The sequence below is a fragment of the Sphingobacterium cellulitidis genome (assembly GCF_043187465.1).
Lineage (GTDB): Bacteria > Bacteroidota > Bacteroidia > Sphingobacteriales > Sphingobacteriaceae > Sphingobacterium > Sphingobacterium cellulitidis.
In genome coordinates this window covers 4,194,402-4,221,240 of sequence record NZ_CP171136.1, presented here as the reverse complement: position 1 = coordinate 4,221,240, position 26,839 = coordinate 4,194,402, and the positions used below count along the sequence as shown (strand labels likewise).

Here is a 26,839-nt window from a genome sequence, read left to right as displayed (position 1 = left end):
TATGGAGTATGTCCGATAAGATTAGAAGATGTCAAAATTGTGCTGTTTGAAACACAAAAGCGGACATCTATAGTCCGCTTTTGTGTTTTAGCATATTATTAATTATTCCCAAAAAGGGTTTTGTCTTAGATTCGGGTTTTTATCAATTTCAGATTGAGGTACAGGGAACCAGTAGTTCTTCTGGTTGAATACTCTTCTTTGATAAGTTGATCTTTTGAAAAAAGCTTTAGGATTACTTTCAGTATCATCTTTTTCAGTTCCAGAGAAGTTCATTCCCGTAAAATTTCCATTAAGAGTTTGTTCTCCAATTTTCCATCTTCTGATATCTCTATAACGGATTCCTTCATTATTTAATTCTACCCTTCTTTCGCGATGAATAGCATCTCTCATTGCTTGTTGAGAAGCAGGAGCAGGAAGGGGGGTGGTTCCTTTTCCAAATTGGGGGATTCCCGCTCTTTCACGGATAAGGTTTAAATACTTAAGAATATCTGGATTATTTGGACTTGATTCATTCAAGGCTTCTGCGTAATTCAGATATGCTTCACCTAAGCGATAAAGAATACCAGGGCGATATGGATTGGTTCCATTTCTTGGATCATGGTCAGGGTGCACTTTTTTTCTCATTAGATACCCATTTTGGGGAGCATCATGCGTTGGACCACCGTCCCAGTTTCCATAATAGAATTCTGTAGTTCTGTTTTCGCGTTTAAACCAAGCCCCATTATACAAAACAGAAATATAGAATCTAGGCTCTCTATGTGTGTACATGTTATAAGTTCCGGCAAGAGTGACTTTCCCTCCACCTTTTGAGTCTACCCATTTTGTATTTCTTACTTCATCAGAAGTAGAGAAACCTTTTTCAACATAACCGGAGTTCGGGTCAGTGATTGGTAATCCATTTTCCATCATGAAGGCATCCACTAAAGATTGAGTCAGGCCTAGACCACCGTTTCCTCCAGTTCCTCTAGGTTGCGAATGTTTATCATACTCCCAAATATTACAATCCGGACGAGCGAATAGTATTTCATTGTTTCCATCTTGCGGTCTTCTAAACATCATGTATTGATAAGATAAGAAAGGATCTATGCTACCATCAGTATTATATTCATAATATAATTTATGGCCAGCTGCTTCTGCTCTATCAATTAATAACTTAGAAGCATCTGCCGCTTTTTTCCATTTATTCGCATCAAAATTCGAATTGAATATTTTTTGATCTTTGTCATTTACAAAATTAGCATAGGCAGGATTCCCATTCACCAAAGGACTTGCAGCAAATAAGAGTAATCTTGCTCGTACTGCTAAGCACATAATAGATGTTGCACGACCATATTTTTGGGCGGCAGCATATTTATCGGGGAGCAATGTTGATACCTCCATTAGTTCTTTGTCTATCCAATCAACGATTTCATCAAATGGGGTTTGCCCAATCATCAACTCTTTTGTCGTGGCGTTTGGATCCGTCAAACCCAGATTGAAAGGGATTGCTCCATATGTATCTAAAAGCAAAGAGTAATAATACGCGATCATAAACCTTGCTTCAGCCTTCATTAGATTTACTTCTTCATCCGTTACAAGTTGGGATGCGTTTGGTTTAACATTATCAATGAAGATGTATGCTGATCTGATTCGTTTTGGGAGTTCCACCCAGTAATTAGGTCCCCAGCCTGTACTTGGGTTCCAATTTCCAGTTTGTTTGCCGATTACATCCCAGCCAAATTGTTCCCATCCAGTTGAAGGAGCCATATCGTCTGATAGCGCATCAAGACCTACATCTTTGGCAAAGCCAAAATAAGGGTCAGGAATATTGCTGTAAATTCCCGCTAGCCAATCCTCAGTTCTTGTTTTGTCTTCGAAGACCATTTCTAAGGTAAGTTGGTCATCAGGCATTTTATCTAAGAACTTGGAACAAGAACTTAATGATAAGATACCTATTAAGGAGGTTAAAAATATCTTGTTATATTTCGTTTTCATATTGGTCAATTTTATTTGAAGTTTAACTCTAAGCCCATCGATACTGATTTCATAATCGGGTATCTCATTCCATTATTTACGCCTAATTCAGGATCCCACAAATCGAATTTTGAAAATGTTAGAAGGTTATTGCCTCTTAAGAAAATTCTAACATTTTTTAATTGCATAGGGTCAATCCATTTCGATGGCATACTAAATCCTAGTTCAACATTTCTTAAGCGGATGAAGCTCATGTCTCTGAGCCACCATGTTGAGGCTAAATTATTATTGGAACTTTGGTAATCTGACAATCTAGGATAGAAGACGTCTTGGCTAGGGTTATCTACTGTCCATCTATCTGTGACATTGCTGAAAATATTTCCCATAGATCCATTTGCACTGCCTGGGATGAAATTAGATCCTCCAATAATTCGATAAGTATTCGTTAGACCTTGGAAGAAAAACCCGAAATCGATAGCTTTATATCTCATATTTGTTCCGAATCCAAAAACGACGGTTGGATCCTCGGTACCACCAATGGCCGTAACATCTAATGCATCCACAACGCCATCTTGGTTTAAATCCTGATACTTTATGTCACCTGGTCTGATTACTCCAAATGTATGTGTTGGGATGTCATCGATTAGAATTCCGTTTTCAACATCTTTAAAATCAGATTCTTTAAATAAACCATCCGCTATTAGTCCAAATTGTTGGCCTATTGGTTTACCTGTTGAAGACCTTGAGGTTCCAATAATAGCACTAGGTTCGTCTTGTTCCATGATTTGGTTTTTAGCATAGGTAAAAGTTCCCCGAAGTGATAAGAAGAAGTCTTGAGATAAGTTTTTGTTAAATTCTAAGGACATATCTATACCTTTATTCTTGACAGCACCATAGTTAGCCCAAGGAGCATTGGTGAAACCACTAGAGCCAGGGATTGATCTGCGTTGCATGAAAATATTTTTTCTATCTTCATGAAAGAAATCGATTTGGAAATCTAGCGCATTCCACACCCCTAATTCAAGTCCTATGTTTGATTTTGCTACGGTTTCCCAAGTAAGGTTGGAATTACCTTGGTCACCTTCGAAACGTCCGGCTCTATAGAAGTCATTGTTTAATCCCCATCTATAACCTCCAGTTTCATTGATAGTGGTGATATATGCAAACCTTCGTCCATCTAAGCGATCATTTCCAACAAGACCATAAGAACCTCTCAGTTTTAATTTAGATAAAGTTTCTTTGTAGTTTTCCATGAATTTTTCTTCCGAGATATACCATCCGAGAGCGAAAGAAGGGAAGAAGCCATATCTTTTACCTGGAGCAAAGTTCTCTGACCCATTATATCCAAAGTTGAATTCGGCGATATAGCGGTTATTGTAATTGTAAGAGAATCTAGCTGCCATACCTTGATTCCTGTAGGGAAGAAGATCACCATTATCATAATTTCGTTGATTATACAGCACCATTCCTTCCACATTGTGCATGCCAAAGAATTTACTATAATTTAAAGCACCTTCTAGGTAGACGCTTTTATCACCCCAGTCAGACCCTTTAGAATATCCCAAGAAATCTTGACCGTATTTATCAATAACCAAAAGTAGATTACCTTGATCATCCCGTCCGATTGCAGGGTTAAAATAGTCAGGATCTTTACTTCTAACTACAGAGGTATTAGAATAACGGTCGAATGAAAATAAGCCTCTGGCTTTCAGTCCTGGCAGGAAAAATTTTAAATCTTGTTCCAGGGAAAATAAAGATTCAAGTTTACTGGCACTAATTCTTTCGTAGCCCCTTTGAGTTGCCAATGCCCAAGGGTTTGTTCTTTCAGGAGTTCTTGGAATTTCGCCAGAAGAATAAATGGTTGGGTGGACATAAGGAGGTATTGTAAAAGCTTGTTGGAATAAGTCGTCCACACTTTGAGGAGCACGACTACGATCCTGTAAATATCCACCAATATTTAATCTGAATAGAGTTGTAGGACTAATATTGATATCAACATTTGATCTTACGTTATATCTATTCAGTTTTGAGGAAGAATCCCAAGCTTGATTTTTATCTCTTTCGATAATTCCGCTTTCACCATAATATGAAGTCACCAATGAATATCTTAAAATATCCGTTCCTCCATTAACGCTAAGGTTTGCTCTGGAATTTCCGGCTTGATTTTTTAGGATAGCATCCAACCAATTTACATCAGGGTATAAATCAGGGTCAACATTGTTTCGGATGTTATCAATTCTTTCTTGAGAATATAGAGGAGCATCTCCACGTTCTTCTCTAATGCTATTCATTACTTCCAAATAATCGGCGGCACCTATGAAATCAGGTAATTGGATTGGGGAAGTAAACCCTTGTTCATATCTTGCAGATACGGTTGGTTTTCCGACTTTTCCTCTTTTGGTGTTAATTAGAATCACTCCATTCGCTCCTCTTACCCCATATACAGCACTCGCCGCTGCATCTTTTAAAATGGAAAAAGACTCAATCTCCTCAGGGTCCATATTATCAAGTGATCTTTCAACACCATCAACTAGAATCAATGGATTTCTATTTCCACCGAATGTACTGATACCACGAATCCAAAAGTTGGAGTTATCATATCCGGGTTCTCCAGATCTTTGTACAGCAATTACTCCGGCTAGTTGTCCAGCCAAATTATTACTCATTGATCTTGTCGTACCACTTTTTAATCTTTCCGGTTCGATACTGGAGATTGCCCCGACCACTGAAGCCTTTCTTTGTGTTCCAAAACCTACCACTACGACCTCGTCTAATGCATCAGTGCTATCTTTTAGGATAATTCTATAATCATTAGCCGATTTAATTTCAATTTGACGAGATACATAACCAATGGAGGTTACTGTAATATAAGTGTCTTGTGATTGAACATTAATTTCAAAATTTCCATTTTGATTAGTTGAAGTTGAACGATTCGAAAAGCTAGTTTGAATAGTGGAATTTGGAATAGGAGCATTACTTTCATTTAAGACCTGTCCTTTAATGGTTCGTTCCTGATTTAGCCTTCTTTCATTGGTCTTTTTGACAATAATTGTGTTGTCCTTAATTTCAAAAGAGACATTTATTGTCGAGAAAATCTCAGTAACAACAGTTTTAATGGGGCTGTTTATCAGTTTTAGTGTGATCCTTTTAGTTTCATCCAAATCTTGATTGGAATAGATGAATTGAATTCCTGCTTCTTCATTTAAATTTTTGAAGACTTGCTTAAGGGGTGTGTTCTGATAATTAACAGTAATTGTTTTTTGAGGATCGATCAAGGATCCAAAAACTGATTGACAAGTGAACAAAATTCCGAGGATAGACCAGTAAACAGGTCTATTTAGATGGACTTTGAGCGATTTAAAAAATAATTTAAGCATCATAAGTTTAGTTAGTTATTAAAATTGTTTTCAATGCAATTTTGGTTAATTGATTATTAGTACTTTTTGTTTATATAGATTTTTCCATTCATAGTGTTTGATTTGACATTGTTAGTTAATTCTATTAATTCCAAGACTTTTTCTATTTTTTCAGAGCGTTTGATCATTGCTGTTATTTTCAAGGACTTTATTTCTGGAGAAATAATTACAGGTATTTCATACCATAAGGAGAGTTCCTTACCAATAGCTTGAAGGCTTTCTGAGTCAAAGTAAAAAAGACCTTTACGCCATGCTTTAGCCTTTTCTTCAGAATTTGAATTGGTTATTAATATTTTATTTGAGTTGTCTTTAAGAAATGCCTTTTGACCAGGAATAAGTAGCGTTTTAATCTTTGAGACATTATGAGAAAGTCGAATACTTCCTTCTAATAATTCAACATTCTCTTCGTCAGGAGAAGTTGTATTAACATTAAATTTAGTACCGAGAACTTCAATGGTTTGTAATCGGGTTTTTACTTCGAATGGGACACTAGCATCATTATTCGTTATTTTTTTAACATCGAAAAAAACTTCACCAATGATTTTAGCCAGCCTGTGATTTTTTTGAATATCATATTCGAATTCAAGGCTGGAGTTAAAATTCAACCAAACTTGGGATCCATCATTTAATAAAATTGATATTGGTTCCTTACAGGGGTTAATAATTTTTATGCTTTTGGAGGTTTCATTTGAGGTTAATGCGGTTAAATCCAGAACTTTTTCATCATCAATGACTTGATATTTTGTTCCAGGAGGTGTTGTAATTTTAAGATTATAAAAGTTTTTATCATTTAATGAAATAGTTGGACTCTTAAGGGTAGTTTCGAGGTGATGTACAGTGGGATTGTCAAGGATGTTTGTATTTTCCTTAGAAGTTCGAAAAATATAGTATCCAAAAGCTAAGCATATAAGTATTGCAGCAGCTGAAGGATAGTACAATTTACGGAAAACACTGGAAGATTTTTTCCTTGAAATTTTATGGTCAATTGAAAACTTAATTTCATTTTTTATTCTTTCAAGGTCCTGATTGGCGTCAGTTTGTCCCAGATCGATAGAATCATATATTTTTTCTACCAATTCCCTTTCATTCTTGCCTGAAATTCCTTTGGAATACCGGGTAAAGAGAATTTTTATCAACTGTTGTATTTTATTTTTTCTATTAGACATTTTTAGGTTAATAGCTTTGGCTATCTATATAGTCGTAGAAAACACTCTTATGTCCTAAAGAAAAAAACAAAAAGAATAAAAAGAATTTTTTGAAGGACTCCTTTTAAAGATGATTTGCTGGTAATTAGTTGATTTTGAACGGTCTTGATTGAGAGTTGCAGGGTTTCACTGATTTCCTTTGTGGATTTATTTTCGAAGTAATGGAGTTCAAAAATCTTCCTTCTTTTTAAAGGAAGGCTCTTCATCCAATAATTAAGAATTATGTTAAGCTCGCGTTCAATTAAATATTTATCAGAGCTTGTTGATTCGATTAGAATATTTTCAATATCATCCAGAGTTTCAAAATCAAGTTTTTTTGATCTATAGATATCAATAATTTTAAATCGAAGAGTTTGATTGAGGTAGGCTTTAACATCCTTAATTTCTCTAATATGTTTTTTGTCCCAAAAATCAATAAAGATATCCTGGATTAATTCCTTAGCTAGACCTTCATTATTCGTTTTTGCTCTAGCCGTAAGATATAGTTTTTGCCAAGTACGATCATATAATTCATTGAAAGCAGTTTCATCTGAATTTTTCATGAGAATAAAAAGTTCTTCTAAGCTATATGAACTATAACAGAGCATTTTTGAGAATTAGGTGTTGGTTAGTTTACAATTGTAAATGCAATATAAAAAATCTTGAATGAATATTCTAAGTTTACCCATGAATCCTCTGAATAAACTTAAATAGCTTGTAGTAGCGCAAAAAATATGTATTTTTGAATCCTGCTAATCAGCAGCATATTAGGTCCATACTATGATATTATCAGACAAGAGAATTTTAGAGGAAATCGATAAAGGAATGATCGTTATTGAGCCATTCGACCGTAAGTGTTTAGGGACGAATTCCTACGATGTACATTTAGGAAAGTACTTAGCACGTTATAAGGATGAGGTTTTAGATGCGAAGAAACATAATGAAATTGAGCATTTTGAAATTCCTGCCGAAGGGTATGTTCTTGAACCTGGGACTTTGTATTTAGGTGTAACTCTTGAATATACGGAGAGTCATGGTCATGTTCCGTTTTTGGAAGGGAAATCGAGTACAGGCCGTTTGGGTATCGATATCCATGCAACTGCCGGTAAAGGTGATGTTGGCTTTTGTAACACCTGGACTTTGGAAATTTCAGTAGCACAACCTGTGCGTGTATATGCAGGAATGCCTATTGGACAGTTGATTTACTTTGTGGTGGAAGGTGATATTGAAACCATGTACAATAGTAAAGGCAATGCGAAATATAATAATAAAACCATCAGACCTGTGGAGAGTATGATGTGGAAAAATGCATTCTAGATAGAAAACTTGGATATTTGAAATTTCAAGTTTCAAAAGGATTGACAAATAAAAATAGTAAGGGCAGCTAATAATTAGATGCCCTTTACTTTTATGGTGTGTCTATTACTTCTTGGATTGTTTTAACCACCAAATTCCATGAGATAAGTTTTCAAGAATTCATCGAGGTCACCATCCAATACAGCTTGTGTATTTGAAGTTTCCGTATTCGTTCTTAGGTCCTTGATCAGTTTATATGGATGTAGGACATAATTTCGAATTTGAGAACCCCATTCGATTTTTTTCTTGGAGCCCTCAATCGCTGCTGTTGCTTCCTGACGTTTTCTCATTTCAATTTCATACAATTGAGATTTTAAAAGGCGTAAAGCATTTTCTTTATTCTGTAATTGGGACCTAGACTCCTGGTTCTTAATAATAATGCCGGTTGGTTTGTGGTGTAAACGAACTGCGGTTTCGACCTTATTTACGTTTTGTCCACCAGCACCGCCAGAGCGGAAGGTATCCCATTCGATTTCCGAGTCCTTAACTTCGATTTCAATATTGTCATCCACCAAAGGGTAAACATATACAGAAGCGAAGGAAGTATGCCTTTTGGCGTTTGAGTCAAATGGTGATATGCGTACTAAGCGATGAACTCCATTTTCACCCTTGAGATAACCATAGGAGAAATTTCCTGAGAATTGGAGGGTTACAGTTTTTATACCAGCAACATCGCCTTCTTGATAATCCTGTTCAGTTACTTTGCAGCCATGTTTTTCTCCCCACATGATATACATTCGCATAAGCATTGCTGCCCAATCGCAAGATTCGGTACCACCTGCACCCGCTGTGATTTGAAGGATAGCGTCCAGCTGATCTTCTTCGGCACTCAGCATATTTTTGAATTCCAGTTCTTCAACAACATTCAAGGCGATTTGGTATTGCTCTTCAAGTTCTTTTTCAGAAGCATCCCCTGATTGGAAAAATTCATATAATACACCGGTATCTTCGACTGATGAATAGACTTCGTCGAATTGGTCGGTCCAGATTTTATGGTTTTTAATGGAGTGCAGGATTTTTTCTGCGGCTTTGGGTTCATCCCAAAAATCAGGTTGTAGTGTTATTTGGGTTTCACGTTCGATTTCAGCTTTTTTGACGTCAATGTCAAAGATGCCTCCTCAGGGAAGTAATTCTGTCCCTCAAGTCTTGAATTTGTTCTTTGGTCATAAGAACAAAGATAATATAAAATTAAGGATTGATTTAGCTGTAATCCTTATATTTGAACAAAAGTAAAAAATATATGTTACCGAAAATTGATTTTACAACAACCCAAGCCTTCAAATATTTAGCCGATCATTTTATAACGATAAACGAATCCAGCATCAAGGATTTATTTGCAAAGGATGCGGAACGTTTCGATAAATTTTCCATTTATTTGGGCGATATCCTATTAGATTATTCAAAAAATAGGATTAACGAAGAGACTATTGCATTATTGATTCAATTGGCTCGCGAATGTCAATTAAAAGATGCGATTGAGGCGATGTTCAATGGAGAAAAGATTAATGAGACAGAGGATCGTGCGGTTCTACATACTGCATTAAGAAATAGATCTGGAAAACCTGTACTTACCGAAGGTAAGGATGTTATGCCAGAGATTCAGGCTGTATTAGACAGAATGAAAGATTTCTCGAATCGTGTTATTTCTGGGAAGTGGAAAGGATTTACGGGCAAGGAGATTACTGATGTAGTGAATATTGGTATTGGCGGTTCTGACCTAGGCCCAGTTATGGTAACTGAAGGATTAAAAGCCTATAAGACTCGGTTGAATATGCATTTTGTTTCTAATGTTGATGCGACTCAAATTGCGGAGACCTTGAAGACCTTAGATCCACAGACTACCTTGTTCTTAATTGCTTCGAAGACCTTTACTACACAAGAGACTATGGCGAATGCCAATAGTGCGAAGGAGTGGTTTTTAAAATCGGGAGCTAATCAAAGCGATGTAGCGAAGCATTTTGCTGCCTTGAGTACCAATGAATCCGGCGTATCCGCATTTGGGATTGACACGAAGAATATGTTTGAGTTCTGGGATTGGGTTGGTGGTCGATATTCATTATGGTCTGCAATTGGATTGTCAATATGTTTATCGGTCGGTTATGATCATTTCGAGGAGCTATTGACTGGCGCCTATGAAGCAGATGAGCATTTTAGAAATGCAGAATTTGAGGAGAATATTCCTGTTATCATCGCCTTATTAGGAATTTGGTATAACAATTTCTTTGAAGCAGAGAGTAGCGCTATATTACCGTATGATCAATATTTACATAGATTTGCGGCATATTTCCAACAAGGGGATATGGAGAGTAATGGAAAGTATATTGACAGAAATGGAAATAGGGTTGATTATGAAACAGGACCGATTATTTGGGGTGAACCTGGAACCAATGGTCAGCATGCATTTTACCAGTTGATTCACCAGGGGACTAAATTGATCCCATGTGATTTTATTGCTCCAGCGATTTCACATAATCCACTTGGAAAACATCATCAGATGTTACTTTCAAACTTTTTTGCACAAACTGAAGCATTGATGAATGGTAAGTCGGAATCTGAAGTTGTTGCAGAATTGAAGAAAGCAGGAAAGTCGGAATCTGAGATCAAGGAATTGACGCCATTTAAAGTATTTGAAGGGAATAGACCCACGAATTCATTTTTGATCAAAGAAATTACTCCAAAGACCTTAGGTACTTTAATAGCCTTATATGAGCACAAGATTTTTGTTCAAGGTATCATTTGGAATATTTTCAGTTTTGATCAATGGGGTGTTGAGCTTGGCAAACAGTTGGCTAATAATATTCTTCCGGAATTAGAAGGTAATAATTTGGTTGAGTCTCACGATTCATCAACAAATGGATTAATCAATCAGTATAAAAGCTGGAGAAGTTAAAGTTCGATATACTTCATTTAGGGAATAATGTTCTTGACTAAATGAAAATTTTAATAGCCTAGGTTAACGCCTAGGCTATTTTTTTTGAGTATAAGATAATCATAAAATCGGGGGGGTCGAGAGTCGGCAAAAGCTGATATGGACAACGTTTGAATTTGAGTTATTAGGCTAAAAAAGCGGGATAATTGACAAATTTTGCCGACATTCGAGTTTACCTAAATAATAAAATATATTACTATGAAACTCAATGGAAACAGAATTTGTCAATTCAAGAAGATTGCTTTTTTGGTATTGGCAACGGGGATTTCTTATTCAACGGTTTATGCGCAACGTATGGGAGGTTCGGCTTTAAAGCCTGTAGATCCTGTTGTTGAGCAGATTGTCAATGAGGCAAAGAATAATTCAGAGCTAGAGTTATTGGCGTTTGAATTGTTAGATGTTGTTGGACCACGTTTAGTAGGTACGCCTCAGATGACCCATGCGAATGAATGGGCATTAAAGACCTTTCAACGTTGGGGAATTTCCGCAAAGAATCAACAATTTGGAGAATGGCATGGCTGGGAACGAGGGATTTCTCATATTGATATGACCTATCCAAGGCAGAAGACACTTGCCGGAACACAATTAGCATGGAGTCCGACTACCAAAGGAAAAGCAATTGAGGCAGAAGTTATTGCCTTGCCAGATATTAAGGATTCAGTATCGTTCCGTGCATGGTTGCCAAAAGTAAAAGGGAAATATGTGATGGTTTCTATGCCACAATTAACAGGACGTCCAGATGCCAATTGGAAAGAATATGGCACTCCGGAATCCTATGCGAAGATGCAAAGACAGCGAGATTCCTTAGGAGCGGTATGGAATGAAAGAATCAAAGCAACTGGATTAGCTCCGAACTCGATTCCTTCCGTACTTGAGGATGCAGGTGCAGTAGGTGTTTTGAGTAGTTATTGGTCGGGAGAATTTGGTGCCAACAAAATTTTTGGTGCAAGAACCCATAAAGCGCCATCATTGGATATTTCCCTAGAAGATTACGGGATTCTGTACAGACTAGCCGAGAAGGGTTATGCGCCAAAAATTAAAGTTGAGACTTCTTCCAAACATTTGGGCAATGTTCCATCGTTCAATACGATTGCAGAAATTAAAGGCTCTCAATTCCCAGATGAGTATGTGATATTATCTGCGCATTTGGATTCCTGGGAAGGTGGTTCTGGAGCAACAGATAATGGTACCGGTACGATTGCCATGATGGAGGTTGCGCGAGTTCTAAAGAAAGTTCTGCCTAACCCGAAGCGGACGATATTGGTGGGCTTATGGGGAAGTGAGGAGCAAGGCTTAAATGGTTCACGTTCCTTTGTCCTGGATAATCCAGATGTTATTGAAAAGACACAGGCGGTATTCAATCTGGACAATGGAACTGGTCGTGTTGCAAATATCAATGGTTCCGGATTTGTTCATGCCTATGATTTTATGGGACGTTGGTTAGAAGCTGTTCCAAGTGAGATCACCAAGGATATCAAGATACAATTTCCAGGTTCACCTGGTGGCGGCGGATCAGACCATGCTTCATTTGTGGCTGCTGGCGTACCAGGGTTTATGTTGAGTTCCTTGTCTTGGGGTTATTTCAGCAATACATGGCATACCAACTTAGATACCTATGATAAAATAGTATTTGATGATTTGATGTCGAATGTAATATTAACAGCGATATTAACGTATAAGGCATCCGAGGAGCCAGGATTGGTGAATCGTGAAAAGCGTGTTTTACCAGCGGATGCAAGTGGTAAGCCAGGAACTTGGCCAGCAATTCGTCAGCCGAGAAGAACCGGTGTAGGATATTAAGAGGGGTAGGAACAAAAAAAGGGGAATAATTAATTATTCCCCTTTTTTGTTATTTTTTCAACCGGATATAATCCGTTAGGACGTTAGCACTTTCGTCGAGGACAAAATCGTAATCCAATTTTGGTTGCGGTTGTCCTTCTTTCCATAGGGGTTCACCTAGGAAAGCTAGTTGTTTATTGATGCGATCGCGTTGTTTTTGTCTGATTTTTTCGCGTTCAGCTTTCAATTTGGTTTCATTTAGAGAGATAGCAGGCATGGTTTCATTTTTATTGAAATCAGCGATGTCTTCTAAAAGGAATTGATAAGCTGGTGATTTTTGCATTCTTTTTTTGTGAATTTCTTCCAATTGAGCATTGATATCTTTCAAAGAAGAAACTATAGCAAATTTCGTTGGTTTAATCTGGTCCCAAGGCAGCGCAGAAGGTTCTGAGCTTTCGCCAAATTTCTCCGCTGAATATTGGGTTGGGAATACTACATCAGGAGATACACCTTTATGTTGTGTACTGCTACCAGTAACACGATAGAATTTTCCCATAGTAATATTGATTTGTCCGAATTCAGGAGCACCATTAGGAGTGTCAGGATCTGCTTCACCTGATGCTTTGATTAACAATTTGTTAGTTGCACTTATAAAGCGAGACATATCTACAGCATTCTGAACAGTTCCTTTACCATAACTAGTAGATCCCAGAATAATTCCACGGCCGTAATCTTGGATTGCACCAGCAAATATTTCAGATGCCGAAGCGGAGAAACGGTTGATCATGACGCCAAATGGGCCATCCCATGCTAATCCAGTTTCCTCATCACTATCAACCTGAACACGGTTTCTAGAATCTCTAACCTGAACTACCGGACCTTGGTCGATAAATAAACCTGTCAATTCGATAGCCTCTTGAAGAGAGCCACCACCATTATTTCTCAGGTCCATAAGTACAGCATCAACGCCATCTTGTTTTAAACTATCCAATAAAAGCCTAACATCTCTGGTTGTACTTTTGTAATCTTTATCACCACGTCGTACAGCTTCGAAGTCAATATAGAATTTAGGAAGCTTGATAACCCCTATTTTATAGTTTTTTCCATCTTCACCTTTGATGACCTTGGTTTCACGTTTTGCTGATTCTTCCGCCAATATAATTTTTTCGCGGGTTAATTTTACGATTTTAGGAGCTGCCGAAAGTTCAGCACCAGCAGGAAGGATTTTAAGTTTTACCACAGTTCCTTTTTTGCCTTTAATTTTTGCTACTGCAGCATCTAATCTCCAACCGATAATGTCTTCAAATTCACCATCATTACCTTGAGCCACCGCTACGATACGGTCATTGATATGCAAAGATTTATCTTTGAAAGCAGGTCCACCCGCGATGATCTGCTTGATGGTTACCATTTCATTTTCCATTTGAAGCTGAGCCCCAATACCTTCTAAGGTATTTGACATACTTTCATTAAAAGCTTGCGCAAATGAAGGATTGTAATAGGTTGTATGCGGATCAACAGCATCAGTTAATGCTGTCATAATCATTTGGAAAGCATCATTCGCATTGGTTTTCTTTGCTTGAGAAATTAGGTTGTTGTATCTATTTCTCAGGGTTTCCTTATTTTTCTCTTCATCAACTTTTGAAGAATCAGAAGCAGTTAATCGAAGGTTTAGCAGATCATATTTCACACGTTTTCTCCATTGATCTTTAAGTTCAGCTTCGGAAGTGAACCAATTTTCCTTTTCACGGAAGCTGGTGTAAGATTCATCTTTTGTGAAATCATGTTTCGCGTCAATTTGTTCCAATGCAAAATTCATGCACTGCAAGTATCTATTTGTGTATTTATTGAAAATATAGAATGCGCTCGAAAGATCGCCTTGTTTAAAGTCTTGGCTGATCGTGTTTTTGAATTGTTGGAAATCGTCGACATCCGATTTCAACATGTAATTTTTTCCTTGGTCAACACCTTCCAATAAATTATTAAAGACAATATTAGATAGGGAATCACCCATAGGGACTTTCTTATAGCTGAAGTTTTCCAAAAGATTGGCTACTTCCTTAGCTATGATTTCATGTTGCGTAGTAGGTTTTAATTCAAGACCTTCTAGGTCTAGGTTGATGCGTGGTTTGGCACCACATGCTACAACAGAAACTACTGCAAGACAGAAAATGAGATGTTTAAACATATATGTATAGTTCTTGAATTTGTTCATTAATTATTCTACGGCGAATTAGATTTTGTTATTAAGTTAGCGCGCTTTATAATTAGCGCTAAATTTAGTTAAAAATTAAATCACTATATGATTGTGAACGTAAAATATTCATTTCAATAATGATTTAGTTGTTTATTAGCAGTTTCAAATATTCATTTATAGAAACCCTGGTATTAGTTTATGGAAGAAAACAGTTCGTTTCTAAGCCTCCAATAGTCAGATAATTCCTGTTCAGCCTCTTTAAAATTTCCCATCATCAAATAAATATCACCAAGTTTATCATGAATGGCTAATTGCAAAACTTTGTTGTTTTCAGAATCCGCCAATGTTCTGGCATTTTCAAATTCCAATTGAGCAATTTTATAATTTTGTTGAACATATTTAGAGAAGGCCAACATGTATTCAATTTCAGGGAGTTGATTTTGGACTCTATTGGCAGTAGCCAGATCTTTAGCCTGAATCAGGAACCATTGGGCCTCTGTATGTTTGTTTTGCAGTTGATATATTTTTGCAAGGGAAATCAAAGCATTAACCTTGCCATAATGGTTCTTTGTTTTATTAAATAATGGGAAAGCACGTCTGATAATTGTGTTTTCAGCGGCTTTAAAGTTTTTTTCATGGGCTTGCACCAGGGCAATCCTTACCAAAGTATTTGCCTGATCGACGGTTTCCTTATTATTGATTGCCGATTGTAGGAAAGTTTCCTGCATGGCAAAGGCATCTGAGAAGTTACCATTATATAGGTATGCATTTGCCAGATTGTATTCCAGGATAAATTTTTCACCAGATCCAGAATTTCTAGCGGCATTTAATCCGCGGATAAGCAGGGCTATGGTTTTATTGATATCCCCTTGTTTCAAAAGTTGGAAAGCATATTCATTAGATAGACCGGCTGCAAGCGGGAAATTTTTGTTGACTTCCAGTTTAGAAATAAGGGTATTCCAATCCTGATCGTTTGCTGGTAGGGGATTAAAATTTTGTTTTAGGTAAGCCGCATTGGAAGAAGGTTTAAAATCTTCGATCAAGATTTGATAGTCCAATTGTCTAGAAATGGAGTCAAAGAATCCACTTTTCTCTTTATAGGAGTCCACCAGTTCCTCCTCTTTAGTTCTAGGAGCAGGTAAAACGTATACCTTCGGTCCAATTCCAGCGAAGGAACTGTCGTATTTTGTAACAAACCCAGCTGGGTCTAGTAATTTATCATTGTTCTGCGCTTTTAAGCTTGATAATGGAAAAATTAAGCTTAAAGCGAATATAACACGCACTTTATCAATCATTCGCAAGTTCATTTTTTCAAAAGTATTAAATAATTTGAAATATAAGATAAATGAAAGGCTGTATAAAGCAGAATAAAATATTAAATAATGTTAAAATAAATTTTGTTGTAATTTTTATTTCTTGAAAGAAGGGTTAATAGATAGCGGAAATGCCACATTAATATTACTAAACATTATTTACATTGGGTTTGCTATGAAAAATCGATAGCTTTGTGAATTATGGCAACACGAGTACCATTGGCAGAGCGCATGCGACCCAAAAGTCTAACGGAATATGTTGGTCAAAAACATATTATTGGGGAAGGTGCAGTTTTATGGAATGCCATAGTTCAAAAGTCAATCCCCTCGATGATCTTTTGGGGTCCTCCGGGAGTTGGCAAAACCACTTTAGCTTTTTTAATTGCGAAATCTTTGGATCGTCCATTTTATAGTTTAAGTGCTATTCAATCTGGGGTAAAGGATGTTCGTGAAGTGATCGATAAGGCGGAGCAAATGCGTCAATTTAATCAGGAACAGCCGATCTTATTTATTGATGAGATTCATCGATTCTCAAAGTCACAACAAGATTCGTTGTTGGGAGCTGTTGAAAGGGGGACTGTTACATTAATAGGTGCAACTACGGAGAATCCATCTTTTGAGGTGATATCAGCCTTATTATCTCGATGTCAAGTTTATGTTCTACAGGGGCTAAATAAGAAAGAATTAATTTCAATAATTGATCAAGCCTTGCAAGAAGATGAGTTTTTGAAGTCTGAGAATATCGGCATCAAGGAATATGAGGCTTTATTGCAACTTTCTGGTGGAGATGCTCGAAAGCTATTAAATATATTGGAATTAGTTAGTCAGGCTGCGGTCCATAGTGGTAAGGAGATTACGAATGAATTTGTTGCCAAGCATGTTCAACAGAGTAGGGTTCGATATGACAAGTCAGGAGAGCAGCATTATGATATTATTTCAGCCTTTATCAAATCCATTCGGGGGAGTGATCCTAATGCGGCAGTATATTGGTTGGCAAGAATGATTGAAGGGGGGGAGGATCCAAAATTTATAGCCAGAAGGTTATTGATTTTAGCTTCAGAAGATGTTGGCAATGCGAATCCCAATGCATTATTGCTGGCTAACAATTGTTTTCAGGCAGTGAATGTGATAGGCTGGCCGGAGTCGAGGATTATTTTGTCGCAAACAGTTGTCTATTTGGCTTGTTCTGCAAAGAGTAATGCTTCTTATGAGGCTATTAATAAGGCTCAGGCAATTGTTCGCCGGACTGGGGACTTATCTGTTCCTCTACATTTGAGGAATGCTCCAACAAAATTAATGAAGGAGTTGAACTACGGAACGGAATATATGTATGCTCATGCCTACAGTGGAAATTTTGTTGAGCAGGAATATATGCCTTCGGAGTTGCAGTCAGAAAAAATTTATGAACCGGGGAAAAATTCGGCGGAAGAGAAGATGAGAGCTACGCTTCGAGAAAAGTGGCGAGGTAAATACGGATATTAAGTTTAGATAATACGATAATAGAAAATGTCGAAAACATTTACAACTATAGACTTTGAACTTGCAACCGCCAAATACAGCAGTGTTTGTGCAGTTGGAATAGTAGACGTTGTTAATGGGCAAATTGTTGATGAATTTTACAGTTTGGTTCAGCCACCGCAGAATAAATATATGTGGCAAACTTCCAGGGTTCATGGGATCAAGGCGAAACATACGGTAGATGCACCTACCTTTATCGATATTTTTCCGAAGATAAAAGAGTTAATCCGTTCCAAACATATGGTTGCACATGATGAGTTATTGGATCGTTCAGTATTAAAAGAAACGATGCAATTTTATAATTTGCCCTTTGAAGAATTGGGATTAGCACCGATGTGGGAATGTACAAGTAAGATCTATCGATCTTTAGGTTTTGAGCGCACGAAGTTGAGCATTTGTTGTGAGCTAATGAGTGTAGAGTTAAAGCATCATGATGCTTTATCCGATGCCCGTGCGACAGCAGAATTGTATTTAAAAGTAGACAATGCAATTGAAATGAAGAAATTAGGATAGGTCATGGGGAAAATAATAAATGTGATATTATCAGGCGGTGTTGGTTCAAGGTTATGGCCATTATCGCGGAAGTCCAAGCCGAAGCAGTATCTTCCTATCTTTGAGGGAAAAACCTTATTTGAATGGACTATTGCAAGGAATCAGGAGATTTCATCAAAAGTTATTTTGGTTGGATCTTCACAGAATAAAACGATTGCAGAGCCATATTTAAAAGGCCTGAATCATGATATAATTGCCGAGGCGGCACCAAGAAATACAGCGGCGGCAATTGCTTTTGCTGCCTTTCATGCTGATCCGGATGATATATTGATTGTAACTCCCTCTGACCACCTTATTGAAGGTCTTAGTAATTATAGAGAAGCTATAAATCAAGGTGTGATGTATGCCCAGGAGGGGTTTATTGCCACATTTGGAATAATTCCTACAAGGCCCGAAACCGGTTATGGATATATAGAGCATGATGGAAATACAGTTCTTTCCTTCCGGGAAAAGCCCAATGAAGATACAGCCAAGGATTTTCTAAAAAAGGGTAATTTTTTATGGAATTCTGGTATCTTCTGTTTCAAAGCAGGGGTATATCTTGAGGAGTTGATGCGATTTGAGCCTAAATTATACAATGCTGCGGAGGTCGCCTTTGAATATGCAGAAGATTTGGTACTGGATGAAGAGCATTCAAAATTAATTCCTTCAAAAAGTATTGATTACGCGGTCATGGAACGTAGTGATCTCATAAAGGTTGTTCCGGCACGATTTCAATGGTCCGATATGGGGGCGTTTGATTCATTATTTGAATATTTTAAGAGTAAGGGACATCCAGTTGATGAGAATGGCAATATTGTTGTAGGAACCAATAAACCTACTGTGTTTGTAGGATTAACTAACTGTATGCTAGTTAGTACTGAGGATGCGGTACTCGTGTTGGATCGTAGTAGAGCACAGGATGTCAAACAAGTTTATGAGCAGTTGGAGAAGGATAATTCGGCTTTAATATAAATTTTCTGTAGCAAATAAGGTTATTCACACGTATACATTAAACCTTATTGCGAATTAGGTTGTCTATTATAATAGCTAACAACCTACTTAATAAAATTAAGAAATATGGGATATTGGAGTAACTTATTTGGAGGGAAAAAAGAAGAGCAAGCGGCTTATCTTAATCGATTGGATTGGGTGGGTTGGGATATTCATAATCATATTCTTCCGGGAATTGATGACGGTAGTCCCGACCTTGAAGAATCGATAACGTTGATCAATGGATTAAAGTCATTAGGTATTCATAAGAGTGTTTCCACCCCGCATGTAATGGCAGGCGTTCACAATAATACCCCAGAAACAATAAAAGAGGCACATAATAAATTAAGTGATTATTTAAAATCCAATGCTGTTGATTTTAAATTGAACTATAGTGCAGAGTATATGATTGATGATCAGATAGAGCAGTGGATCCAAGCTGATAAACTATGTCTGATTGCTGATAAATATATGCTGATTGAAATGTCGTATCTTTCGGAATCCAGAGCATTGTTTAAAACAATCAAGGATATCCAAGATAGGGGTTATCAACCCATTTTAGCCCACCCAGAACGTTATAACTACTATCACAATAATTTTAAAATTTTCGAAGAGATTAAACAAGCTGGTTGTTATTTGCAGTTGAATCTACTATCAATAAGCAAATATTATGGTGAAAATGTAAAGACTTGCGCCTTGACTCTAATACGTGCTGGAATGTATGATTTTGTTGGGACAGATATGCATCACACACGTCACTTGGAGGCTTTAAAATCTGTTGTTTCAAAATATGATGTTAAAGAACTTTTAAAAGACAATCCCATTAAGAACTCAAAAATATTTGATGCACAAAAGGATAAGAAAATAGCATAATTATTTTTGTGTGGATTATCACAAATGCCTCCCGGGCAACATTCTTCAGATTGATGTTGCCAGATTTTAGTAAGATCGTAACCGGTTTCCTAGTTCTTCATAGCGATTAGTTGAAATTTATGCCTTCAGAGTTCCCTTAACTCAAGGATTTGTTGTGGAGATAACTGGCACTCTTTTATTTTAACGCAAAGGATGCTTGGTTAACCATTCGTTGATCTTGATCTTGCTTTATTGACCTGAAAATCTTTTGATTTGACTGGCCTTTCCCAATAAAATTTCAAATTAACCTGTCGAATATTTATGTAAAATGGTAGATATTAGCTACTTGTGTGTCAATTGCACCTTTGTAATTGAATAGGCATTAAAGTCTACTATTAAATAAATGAATTAATTGTTTTTTGTTTTCATTACTTGTTAAAATAGAGGAATCTTTTAACTTTCTTAATTGATGAATATGGGGTTGTTCTTTCAGGAGATTAATTCTTTACAACAAATTTAAACGTAATGGATTTCTTTTATCTAAATTACGCTTATCACGCTTTACTATTTTAGAACTAATGATTGTGAGATAAAAAATGCGGATTAAATTAATTTAACCCGCTTTAATTAAATATGGAATTTTTTTAATGGCTATTTTTTATCGTACTACACGTACATTGGTCGCATTGAGACCTTTTTTTCCATTTTCAACATCAAATGTTACTGAATCATTTTCACGGATGTTGCTCATAAGTCCAGTTGAATGGACAAATATATCTGCACCGCCATTTGTGGGTGTGATAAATCCGAAACCTTTAGTTTCATTAAAGAATTTTACTGTACCTTCTTGCATTTTATTATTGTTTTATTAAAATTTATTTGATTTAATGAGCTATGGGTACTGAAAACCCTAAGAGTTTTTGGATTTTCAGTAGTATTGGTTTTTCCTCTTGGCTACAGAAAGAAACTGCTTTGCCTTCATTCCCAGCACGGCCTGTGCGCCCTATTCTATGTACATAGGTTTCAGAATCTGCAGGTAAATCGTAATTGATGACCTGGGGAAGTTCCTTAATATCTATACCGCGAGCTGCGATATCTGTTGCAATAAGAACATTAATCTGCCCGTTTTTAAAAGATAAGAGAGCCTTTTCTCGGGCATTTTGAGATTTATTTCCGTGGATACAAGCCGTTGGAACACCGCTTTTTCCTAGCGATTTTACTAATCGGTCGGCACCATGCTTTGTGCGTATAAATACCAGTGTCTGGGTGTTTTTTTCATTTAGTAATATGCTAGTCAATCGTTTTGCCTTTTGACCTTTTTCTACGAAGAAAACTGATTGTCTTATTTTTTTTGCGGTGGAAGAAACTGGTGTCACATAGAGTTCAACAGGTTGTTTCAAGATTTCTCCTGCAAATTTACGTATCGGATTGGGCATTGTTGCAGAAAACAATAATGTTTGCCTTAAGTGGGATATCGATTTAAGAATTTTTTTTATATCGTTGACAAATCCCATATCAAGCATATTATCTGCTTCGTCCAATACTAACCGACGAACCAAACTTAGATCTAGTAGATTCTGATTTAAAAGGTCTAATAATCTTCCAGGAGTTGCGATAATTATATCCACACCTTTACGTAACCTTTCTACTTGGTTTACCTGGGAAACCCCACCATATATAACTGCGTGAGTTATGGAGAGGTATTTACTATAATCCTCAATATTTTGTGCAATCTGTAATGCTAATTCCCGAGTAGGGACCATTATTAGTGCCCGAGGCTTTTTTTGGGAATAGCGCTCTGAAGTTAGTAATTGTAAAAGCGGAATAGTAAATGCTCCTGTTTTTCCTGTCCCAGTTTGTGCGCAAGCAATGATATCTTTTCCTTCAAGGATGAAAGGAATGGATTGTTTTTGTACTTCCGTAGGAGCAGTGTGTCCTAATTCCTCTATAGCTTTTAAAATTGGCGCTATAAGCCCGATGTTTTTAAAATTCATTTTTTCTGATTAACTCTCATCCTGCTCTTTCATTTTTGAAAGCCAACAAGATTATTATTTACAAGGCATTTCTTGCCCTTTAGCAAGACAATTGTCTTTTTGTTAACAGAAATATAATGGAGACTTAAAATCGGAACTTCAATGTCGCTCAGCACGTATGCTGTATACCGTTGATAACTTAAATTGGCGCATAATTAACTGATCTGAAAATATGGTTTGACCAAACTGCTCAGAAAAAATATCCTTGCAACGCCTTGTTTATCAGCGAAGATACTATTAATTTTTTAAAAATAGTTTTTTTATTTTTAACCCTAATCTGAATTATAACATGTAAATTATTATTCCTGTTTATTTAGACATGGCATGAATCACTCTTAAATGAGACTTGAATGCGTTCCAAAATGAGGTATATTCATTATATTGTATATTAAACTCTGTACAAGTTTCTCGAACAATAAGATTTAGTGCAGGATAATGGACATGACTAACCTTAGGGAAAATATGGTGCTCCACTTGATAATTTAGTCCTCCAAGTAACCAGGTCAGAATTTTATTTTGAGTTGCGAAATTGGCAGTCGACTGTATCTGGTGGATCATCCATTCTTCTTCAATTCGAAACTCTTTTAAAGTTTTGAATTTAGTCCCATCCACCACGTGAGCAAGTTGAAAAACAGTAGCCAAACTCATTCCACAGACTATTCCGGAGATTGCTATACCTACAAGTGTCGGTATCAAACCGACAGTCCATACTGGTATGATTATAAAAAATAAAAAATGAAGGATTTTGGAAATCCAAAATATAAATTTTTCCTTTAAAGGAAAATGGAAAAGATCTGATGTTTGTCCCATTCTCTTTCTAAAGTACTTTTCATAATCCTGGTAAAATATCCACGCTAAATAGGAAATTCCGTATAATATAGGGAAGTAAAATCGCTGGAAGTGATGATGCTTCTTTATTTTTTGGTCATGATGTATACGCATGAACTTGATCTCGATGTCATGATCTTCACCATCGATATTCGTATATGTGTGGTGTGCGATATTATGTTTTAGTTTCCAGAAGTATATATTGCCTCCTAGCAGATTTAGAGAATAGGAAAGTACATTGTTAAGTTGTTTATTATCGGAAAATGAGTTGTGTCCTGCATCATGCATGATGTTAAAGCCGATGGCTGCAAGATTTGCTCCGAATAATATACATAGGAATATTCCAACAGACCAGTGAATAGGCACAAATACTAAAATATAATATAATATAAAAAAGGTACTTAATAAGAGAACGGCTTTTAAAAAAAGTTTTCTATTGCCTGTTTTTTTCTGCGAGGTGTTTTTGAAGTAGTCTGAAGTTCTTTGTTTAAGTGATTTAGAAAACAATGTGTTTACATTGTTGAATTTGATAGAAGGATTCATTAATTAAAAATTAAAAGGAGGGGGTGTTATTGTAAAAGTATTAAAATATTATTTTTTTCTAACCAGAATTTTAAACTCTAAGATAAGAATTATTTTATTTTTAAGGGAAAATATTTTGTTAAATTATTGTTAATTGGATTCATGGGATAATAATTTAATATTAAAACTAATGATTTCGTTTTGTTCCACCTGTAGGTGCTAGCTTTCATTGTTAATACTGCACCCATTGAAGAAAGTTTGAAGAAATCTACTTCAGCTGATAAAAATGACACCAGCTTTCCGATCAATCCCTGATTTAGTAGCGTAAGAATTGTGACGACTTAACTGATGACCAATGTGGTTATAATGACCTTCAATATTTTTTTAAGTTTCTGTTCTATGTAATGGAGTTCCTAGGATCTTTTGATTATTGCTTTGGTCATCTTATAATTGGCTGCTGTTTCAATAATATTTTTAATTGTTATCTTCTGTAGTGTTGCCAGAACAGTTTTTATTGTTTTGGGGAAATGCCTGAGTCCATACTTGTAAAATTAGCACCCATTCTTAAAAAACCATGTTTTTTTCACAGTCTCTTATTAGATGCTACTGATTAAATGTAATTCAGTCCATGGGATAAATAGAACCTTACAGTTTTATAAATTATTCGGATTATTCTCATGTCAAATCTCTATTAAAGAAATTTTCCAGGGTAGTGAATTGAAGACTCATAATATTTCCGAATTTAATAACTATTTCTATGTTTAAAAATTGGGTTAATAAGTGCATATTTTGGAATATTTTTTTATCAATCCAAATATTAATAAAGTTAAAACCAGAATACTTAGATTTTCTACTACAAATTGGCTGAAAATAATCAGTTGATTTATTGGGTAAGGTTTAAATTGTTTATTTTGTGATATGAATAAAACAATTGTAATCACAGGAGGTGCAGGTTTTATAGGGTCACATGTTGTGAGACATTTCGTGTTGAAATATCCTGAATACCATATTTTGAATTTGGATGCATTGACCTATGCTGGAAATTTAGAGAATCTCACAGATATTGAAGCTTTACCGAATTATACTTTTGTGAAGGCAGATATTTGTGATTTGCAATCCATAGGAGTTATTTTTTCAGATTTTCGTCCGGATGCTGTAGTTCATTTAGCTGCTGAATCACATGTGGATAGGTCCATTAAGGATCCCCTCGCTTTTGTGAATACGAATGTAATTGGAACAGTGAATCTATTAAATGCTGCAAAGGATTTATGGGGATCTGATTTTGAGGGAAAGCGGTTTCACCATGTCTCTACCGACGAGGTTTTTGGCGCATTGGGGGATACTGGGCTTTTTACAGAAGAGACGAGTTATGATCCGCATTCACCTTATTCGGCCTCAAAAGCGGCCTCAGATCATTTTGTTCGTGCATATCATGATACCTATGGTCTACCTGTGGTAATTACAAATTGTTCAAATAATTATGGTCCAAACCATTTTCCTGAGAAATTAATTCCACTTTGTATCTTAAATATTATCAACAATAAACCGCTTCCTATTTATGGAGATGGTAAATATACCCGAGATTGGTTGTATGTTATTGATCATGCAAGAGCAATAGATACAGTATTTCATGAGGGAAAAAATGGTCAATCTTATAATATTGGTGGATTTAATGAATGGAAAAATATAGATCTAGTTCGAGAGCTGTGTAAGCAAATGGATGAAAAGCTTGGTCGTGATCCAGGAACTTCAGAAAAATTAATCACCTTTGTAAAAGATAGACCTGGTCATGACCTAAGGTATGCCATTGACGCTAATAAAATAAAGAATGAATTAGGATGGATACCCAGTGTTACCTTTGAGGAAGGACTTTCAAAAACTATTGATTGGTTTTTAGAAAATCAAGACTGGTTAGAGAAAGTTGCATCTGGGGACTATAGGAATTATTATGAAAAACATTATAATAATATTTAGGAGGTAGGTTTTAAAGATATATGGAAGCCTTTTTTACAGGTCTAAAAGACTGTTTTATTTTGGAACCCCGGGTGTATGGAGACAATCGCGGTTATTTTTTTGAAAGTTATAATGAATCTATTTTTAAGGATAAAACCGGGTTAGATGTGTCCTTTGTTCAGGACAATCAATCATTTTCATCAAAAGGCGTTTTACGAGGTTTACATGCACAAGCTGGAGAATTTGCTCAGGCTAAATTGGTAAGAGTGCTTCAAGGAGAGGTTTTGGATGTTGCAGTAGATGCCAGGGCAGGTTCTGAGACCTTTGGGCACCATGTTGCGGTTTTGTTATCCGCTGAAAATAAAAGGCAATTATTTGTTCCAAGAGGTTTTTTACATGGTTTTATCGTTTTATCAGATACAGCAGAGTTTTTTTATAAGTGCGATAACCTATATAAAAAAGAAGCTGAGTGGGGGGTTATATTTAATGATCAAGATCTGAATATAGATTGGAAATTGCCATATAATGAGCTCACAGTCTCTGAGAAAGATCAATCTCTTCCAACATTTAAGGAAGCCATAACTGCACTGAAATAAAGGAGATCCCATTTTGAAAACCACTCGGATATTAATAACAGGTAGCTCAGGACAATTAGGATCGGAACTTAAAGCGATATGGAAATCAGATTCCAGATTTGAATTGCTCTTTTTAGATCGTCAGGATTTAGATCTTTCCATGACCACTTTAATTCAACGTAAACTTGAGAATGTACATCCAGATATCATCATTCATTCTGGGGCATATACGTCGGTAGATCTTGCTGAGACGGAAATAGAACTAGCAGATAAAGTCAATCATTTGGCTACATTGGAGATTGCTAAATATTCGAGATCCAATTCTGTAAAGTTAATCTATATTTCAACTGATTATGTTTTTCAGGGGAATGTTGATAAGGCATTAGATGAGAATTGTCCCACTGACCCGATCAATGTATATGGCGCAACAAAGCGAAAAGGAGAATTGGCCGTCCTAGAGTATTGTCAGGATGCTATTATCATTCGTACAGCGTGGGTATATTCAACTTTTGGGAAGAATTTTGTAAAGACAATGCTTTATTTGATGAGCAGTAGAGAGGAAATTAATGTTGTCTCAGATCAAATAGGTTCACCAACTTACGCACGTGATTTAGCTGGCTTAATTAAAGAAATTATTACAGAAGGAAAATGGGTGCCTGGCATATATCATTATTCCAATGAGGGAAGGATAAGTTGGTTTGATTTTGCAGTTGCGATACGTGATATATCGAAATTAGAATGTAAAATAAATCCGATTCCAACCTCGAGTTTTCCAACAACTGCTAGGCGACCGTCATATTCATTGCTGAATAAGAATAAGGTAAAAAACACATTTGGAGCACATGTTTCCAATTGGCGGGATAGCCTTGAAATTATGTTGGGGAAACTTTCTAGAAATTAAATAGAA

General features: G+C 36.3%; 20 protein-coding genes. 10 read left to right on the top strand and 10 right to left on the bottom strand.

The features are described from left to right. Positions 1-102 precede the first annotated feature (102 nt). From ACF3OC_RS18370 to ACF3OC_RS18355, 4 genes are read right to left on the bottom strand one after another with little or no spacing between them, the layout of a single operon-like run. A complete protein-coding gene (locus ACF3OC_RS18370; protein ID WP_392470379.1) occupies positions 103-1,974 on the bottom strand; it encodes a RagB/SusD family nutrient uptake outer membrane protein in 1,872 nt (623 codons plus the stop codon). 11 nt (positions 1,975-1,985) lie between these two features. Continuing rightward, positions 1,986-5,333 (bottom strand): TonB-dependent receptor, encoded by a 3,348-nt coding sequence (locus tag ACF3OC_RS18365; RefSeq protein ID WP_318271480.1) that lies wholly within the window; start codon positions 5,331-5,333, stop codon positions 1,986-1,988. A gap of 53 nt (positions 5,334-5,386) precedes the next feature. Next, on the bottom strand, positions 5,387-6,535 hold the full coding sequence (locus tag ACF3OC_RS18360; RefSeq protein ID WP_094257410.1) for a FecR family protein: 1,149 nt from the start codon (positions 6,533-6,535) through the stop codon (positions 5,387-5,389). A 47-nt stretch (positions 6,536-6,582) separates the two neighbouring features. After that, positions 6,583-7,116, bottom strand: a complete 534-nt coding sequence (locus ACF3OC_RS18355) for a sigma-70 family RNA polymerase sigma factor (protein WP_169715196.1) — start codon at positions 7,114-7,116, stop codon at positions 6,583-6,585. 217 nt (positions 7,117-7,333) lie between these two features. Between ACF3OC_RS18355 and dcd the strand changes: the two genes are divergently transcribed. Next, the gene (gene dcd / locus ACF3OC_RS18350; protein ID WP_094257408.1) at positions 7,334-7,870 is read left to right on the top strand and encodes a dCTP deaminase; all 537 of its coding nucleotides are present in this window, start codon (positions 7,334-7,336) and stop codon (positions 7,868-7,870) included. Positions 7,871-7,992: 122 nt separating this feature from the next. On the opposite strand, the gene prfB is transcribed toward dcd, so the two are convergent. Further along, a protein-coding gene (gene prfB / locus ACF3OC_RS18345; protein WP_392470376.1) for a peptide chain release factor 2 occupies positions 7,993-9,076 on the bottom strand; the annotation gives its coding sequence in 2 pieces (ribosomal slippage) (positions 7,993-9,015 and positions 9,017-9,076; 1,083 coding nt in all). A gap of 73 nt (positions 9,077-9,149) precedes the next feature. Here prfB and pgi point away from each other — a divergent pair. Continuing rightward, complete coding sequence (pgi, locus tag ACF3OC_RS18340; RefSeq protein WP_392470374.1) at positions 9,150-10,799, top strand: glucose-6-phosphate isomerase; 1,650 nt, start codon at positions 9,150-9,152, stop codon at positions 10,797-10,799. 237 nt (positions 10,800-11,036) lie between these two features. Further along, positions 11,037-12,638, top strand: coding sequence for a M20/M25/M40 family metallo-hydrolase (locus ACF3OC_RS18335; RefSeq protein ID WP_392470372.1), 1,602 nt, complete (start codon positions 11,037-11,039; stop codon positions 12,636-12,638). 49 nt (positions 12,639-12,687) lie between these two features. On the opposite strand, the gene ACF3OC_RS18330 is transcribed toward ACF3OC_RS18335, so the two are convergent. Then, complete coding sequence (locus ACF3OC_RS18330; RefSeq protein WP_392470369.1) at positions 12,688-14,805, bottom strand: carboxy terminal-processing peptidase; 2,118 nt, start codon at positions 14,803-14,805, stop codon at positions 12,688-12,690. 200 nt (positions 14,806-15,005) lie between these two features. Further along, complete coding sequence (locus ACF3OC_RS18325) at positions 15,006-16,109, bottom strand: tetratricopeptide repeat protein (protein WP_392470368.1); 1,104 nt, start codon at positions 16,107-16,109, stop codon at positions 15,006-15,008. Between the two features lie 219 nt (positions 16,110-16,328). Between ACF3OC_RS18325 and ACF3OC_RS18320 the strand changes: the two genes are divergently transcribed. The 4 genes from ACF3OC_RS18320 (at position 16,329) to ACF3OC_RS18305 (ending at position 20,042) form a co-directional block, all read left to right on the top strand. Then, on the top strand, positions 16,329-17,609 hold the full coding sequence (locus ACF3OC_RS18320) for a replication-associated recombination protein A (RefSeq protein WP_392470367.1): 1,281 nt from the start codon (positions 16,329-16,331) through the stop codon (positions 17,607-17,609). Positions 17,610-17,633: 24 nt separating this feature from the next. Then, positions 17,634-18,158 (top strand): exonuclease domain-containing protein, encoded by a 525-nt coding sequence (locus ACF3OC_RS18315; protein WP_392470365.1) that lies wholly within the window; start codon positions 17,634-17,636, stop codon positions 18,156-18,158. 3 nt (positions 18,159-18,161) lie between these two features. Next, a complete protein-coding gene (locus ACF3OC_RS18310) occupies positions 18,162-19,151 on the top strand; it encodes a mannose-1-phosphate guanylyltransferase (RefSeq protein WP_277711626.1) in 990 nt (329 codons plus the stop codon). A gap of 105 nt (positions 19,152-19,256) precedes the next feature. Beyond that, on the top strand, positions 19,257-20,042 hold the full coding sequence (locus tag ACF3OC_RS18305) for a tyrosine-protein phosphatase (protein WP_392470363.1): 786 nt from the start codon (positions 19,257-19,259) through the stop codon (positions 20,040-20,042). A 637-nt stretch (positions 20,043-20,679) separates the two neighbouring features. Here ACF3OC_RS18305 and ACF3OC_RS18300 read toward each other — a convergent pair. From ACF3OC_RS18300 to ACF3OC_RS18290, 3 genes are all read right to left on the bottom strand, one after another. Then, positions 20,680-20,874: a cold-shock protein gene (locus ACF3OC_RS18300; RefSeq protein ID WP_094257399.1), complete on the bottom strand. Its 195-nt coding sequence runs from the start codon at positions 20,872-20,874 to the stop codon at positions 20,680-20,682. Positions 20,875-20,905: 31 nt separating this feature from the next. Beyond that, a complete protein-coding gene (locus ACF3OC_RS18295) occupies positions 20,906-22,015 on the bottom strand; it encodes a DEAD/DEAH box helicase (protein WP_392470361.1) in 1,110 nt (369 codons plus the stop codon). Between the two features lie 348 nt (positions 22,016-22,363). Then, positions 22,364-23,425: a fatty acid desaturase family protein gene (locus ACF3OC_RS18290; protein WP_392470359.1), complete on the bottom strand. Its 1,062-nt coding sequence runs from the start codon at positions 23,423-23,425 to the stop codon at positions 22,364-22,366. Positions 23,426-24,322: 897 nt separating this feature from the next. Here ACF3OC_RS18290 and rfbB point away from each other — a divergent pair. Genes rfbB through rfbD form a run of 3 tightly spaced genes read left to right on the top strand, consistent with a single transcriptional unit; the run spans position 24,323 to position 26,833 of the window. After that, positions 24,323-25,378 (top strand): dTDP-glucose 4,6-dehydratase, encoded by a 1,056-nt coding sequence (gene rfbB / locus ACF3OC_RS18285; RefSeq protein WP_392470356.1) that lies wholly within the window; start codon positions 24,323-24,325, stop codon positions 25,376-25,378. Between the two features lie 20 nt (positions 25,379-25,398). Next, positions 25,399-25,953: a dTDP-4-dehydrorhamnose 3,5-epimerase gene (rfbC, locus tag ACF3OC_RS18280; RefSeq protein ID WP_392470354.1), complete on the top strand. Its 555-nt coding sequence runs from the start codon at positions 25,399-25,401 to the stop codon at positions 25,951-25,953. 13 nt (positions 25,954-25,966) lie between these two features. Beyond that, entirely contained in the window at positions 25,967-26,833 is an 867-nt protein-coding gene (gene rfbD / locus ACF3OC_RS18275) for a dTDP-4-dehydrorhamnose reductase (RefSeq protein ID WP_392470353.1), read from the top strand. The last annotated feature ends 6 nt before the right edge of the window (positions 26,834-26,839 follow it).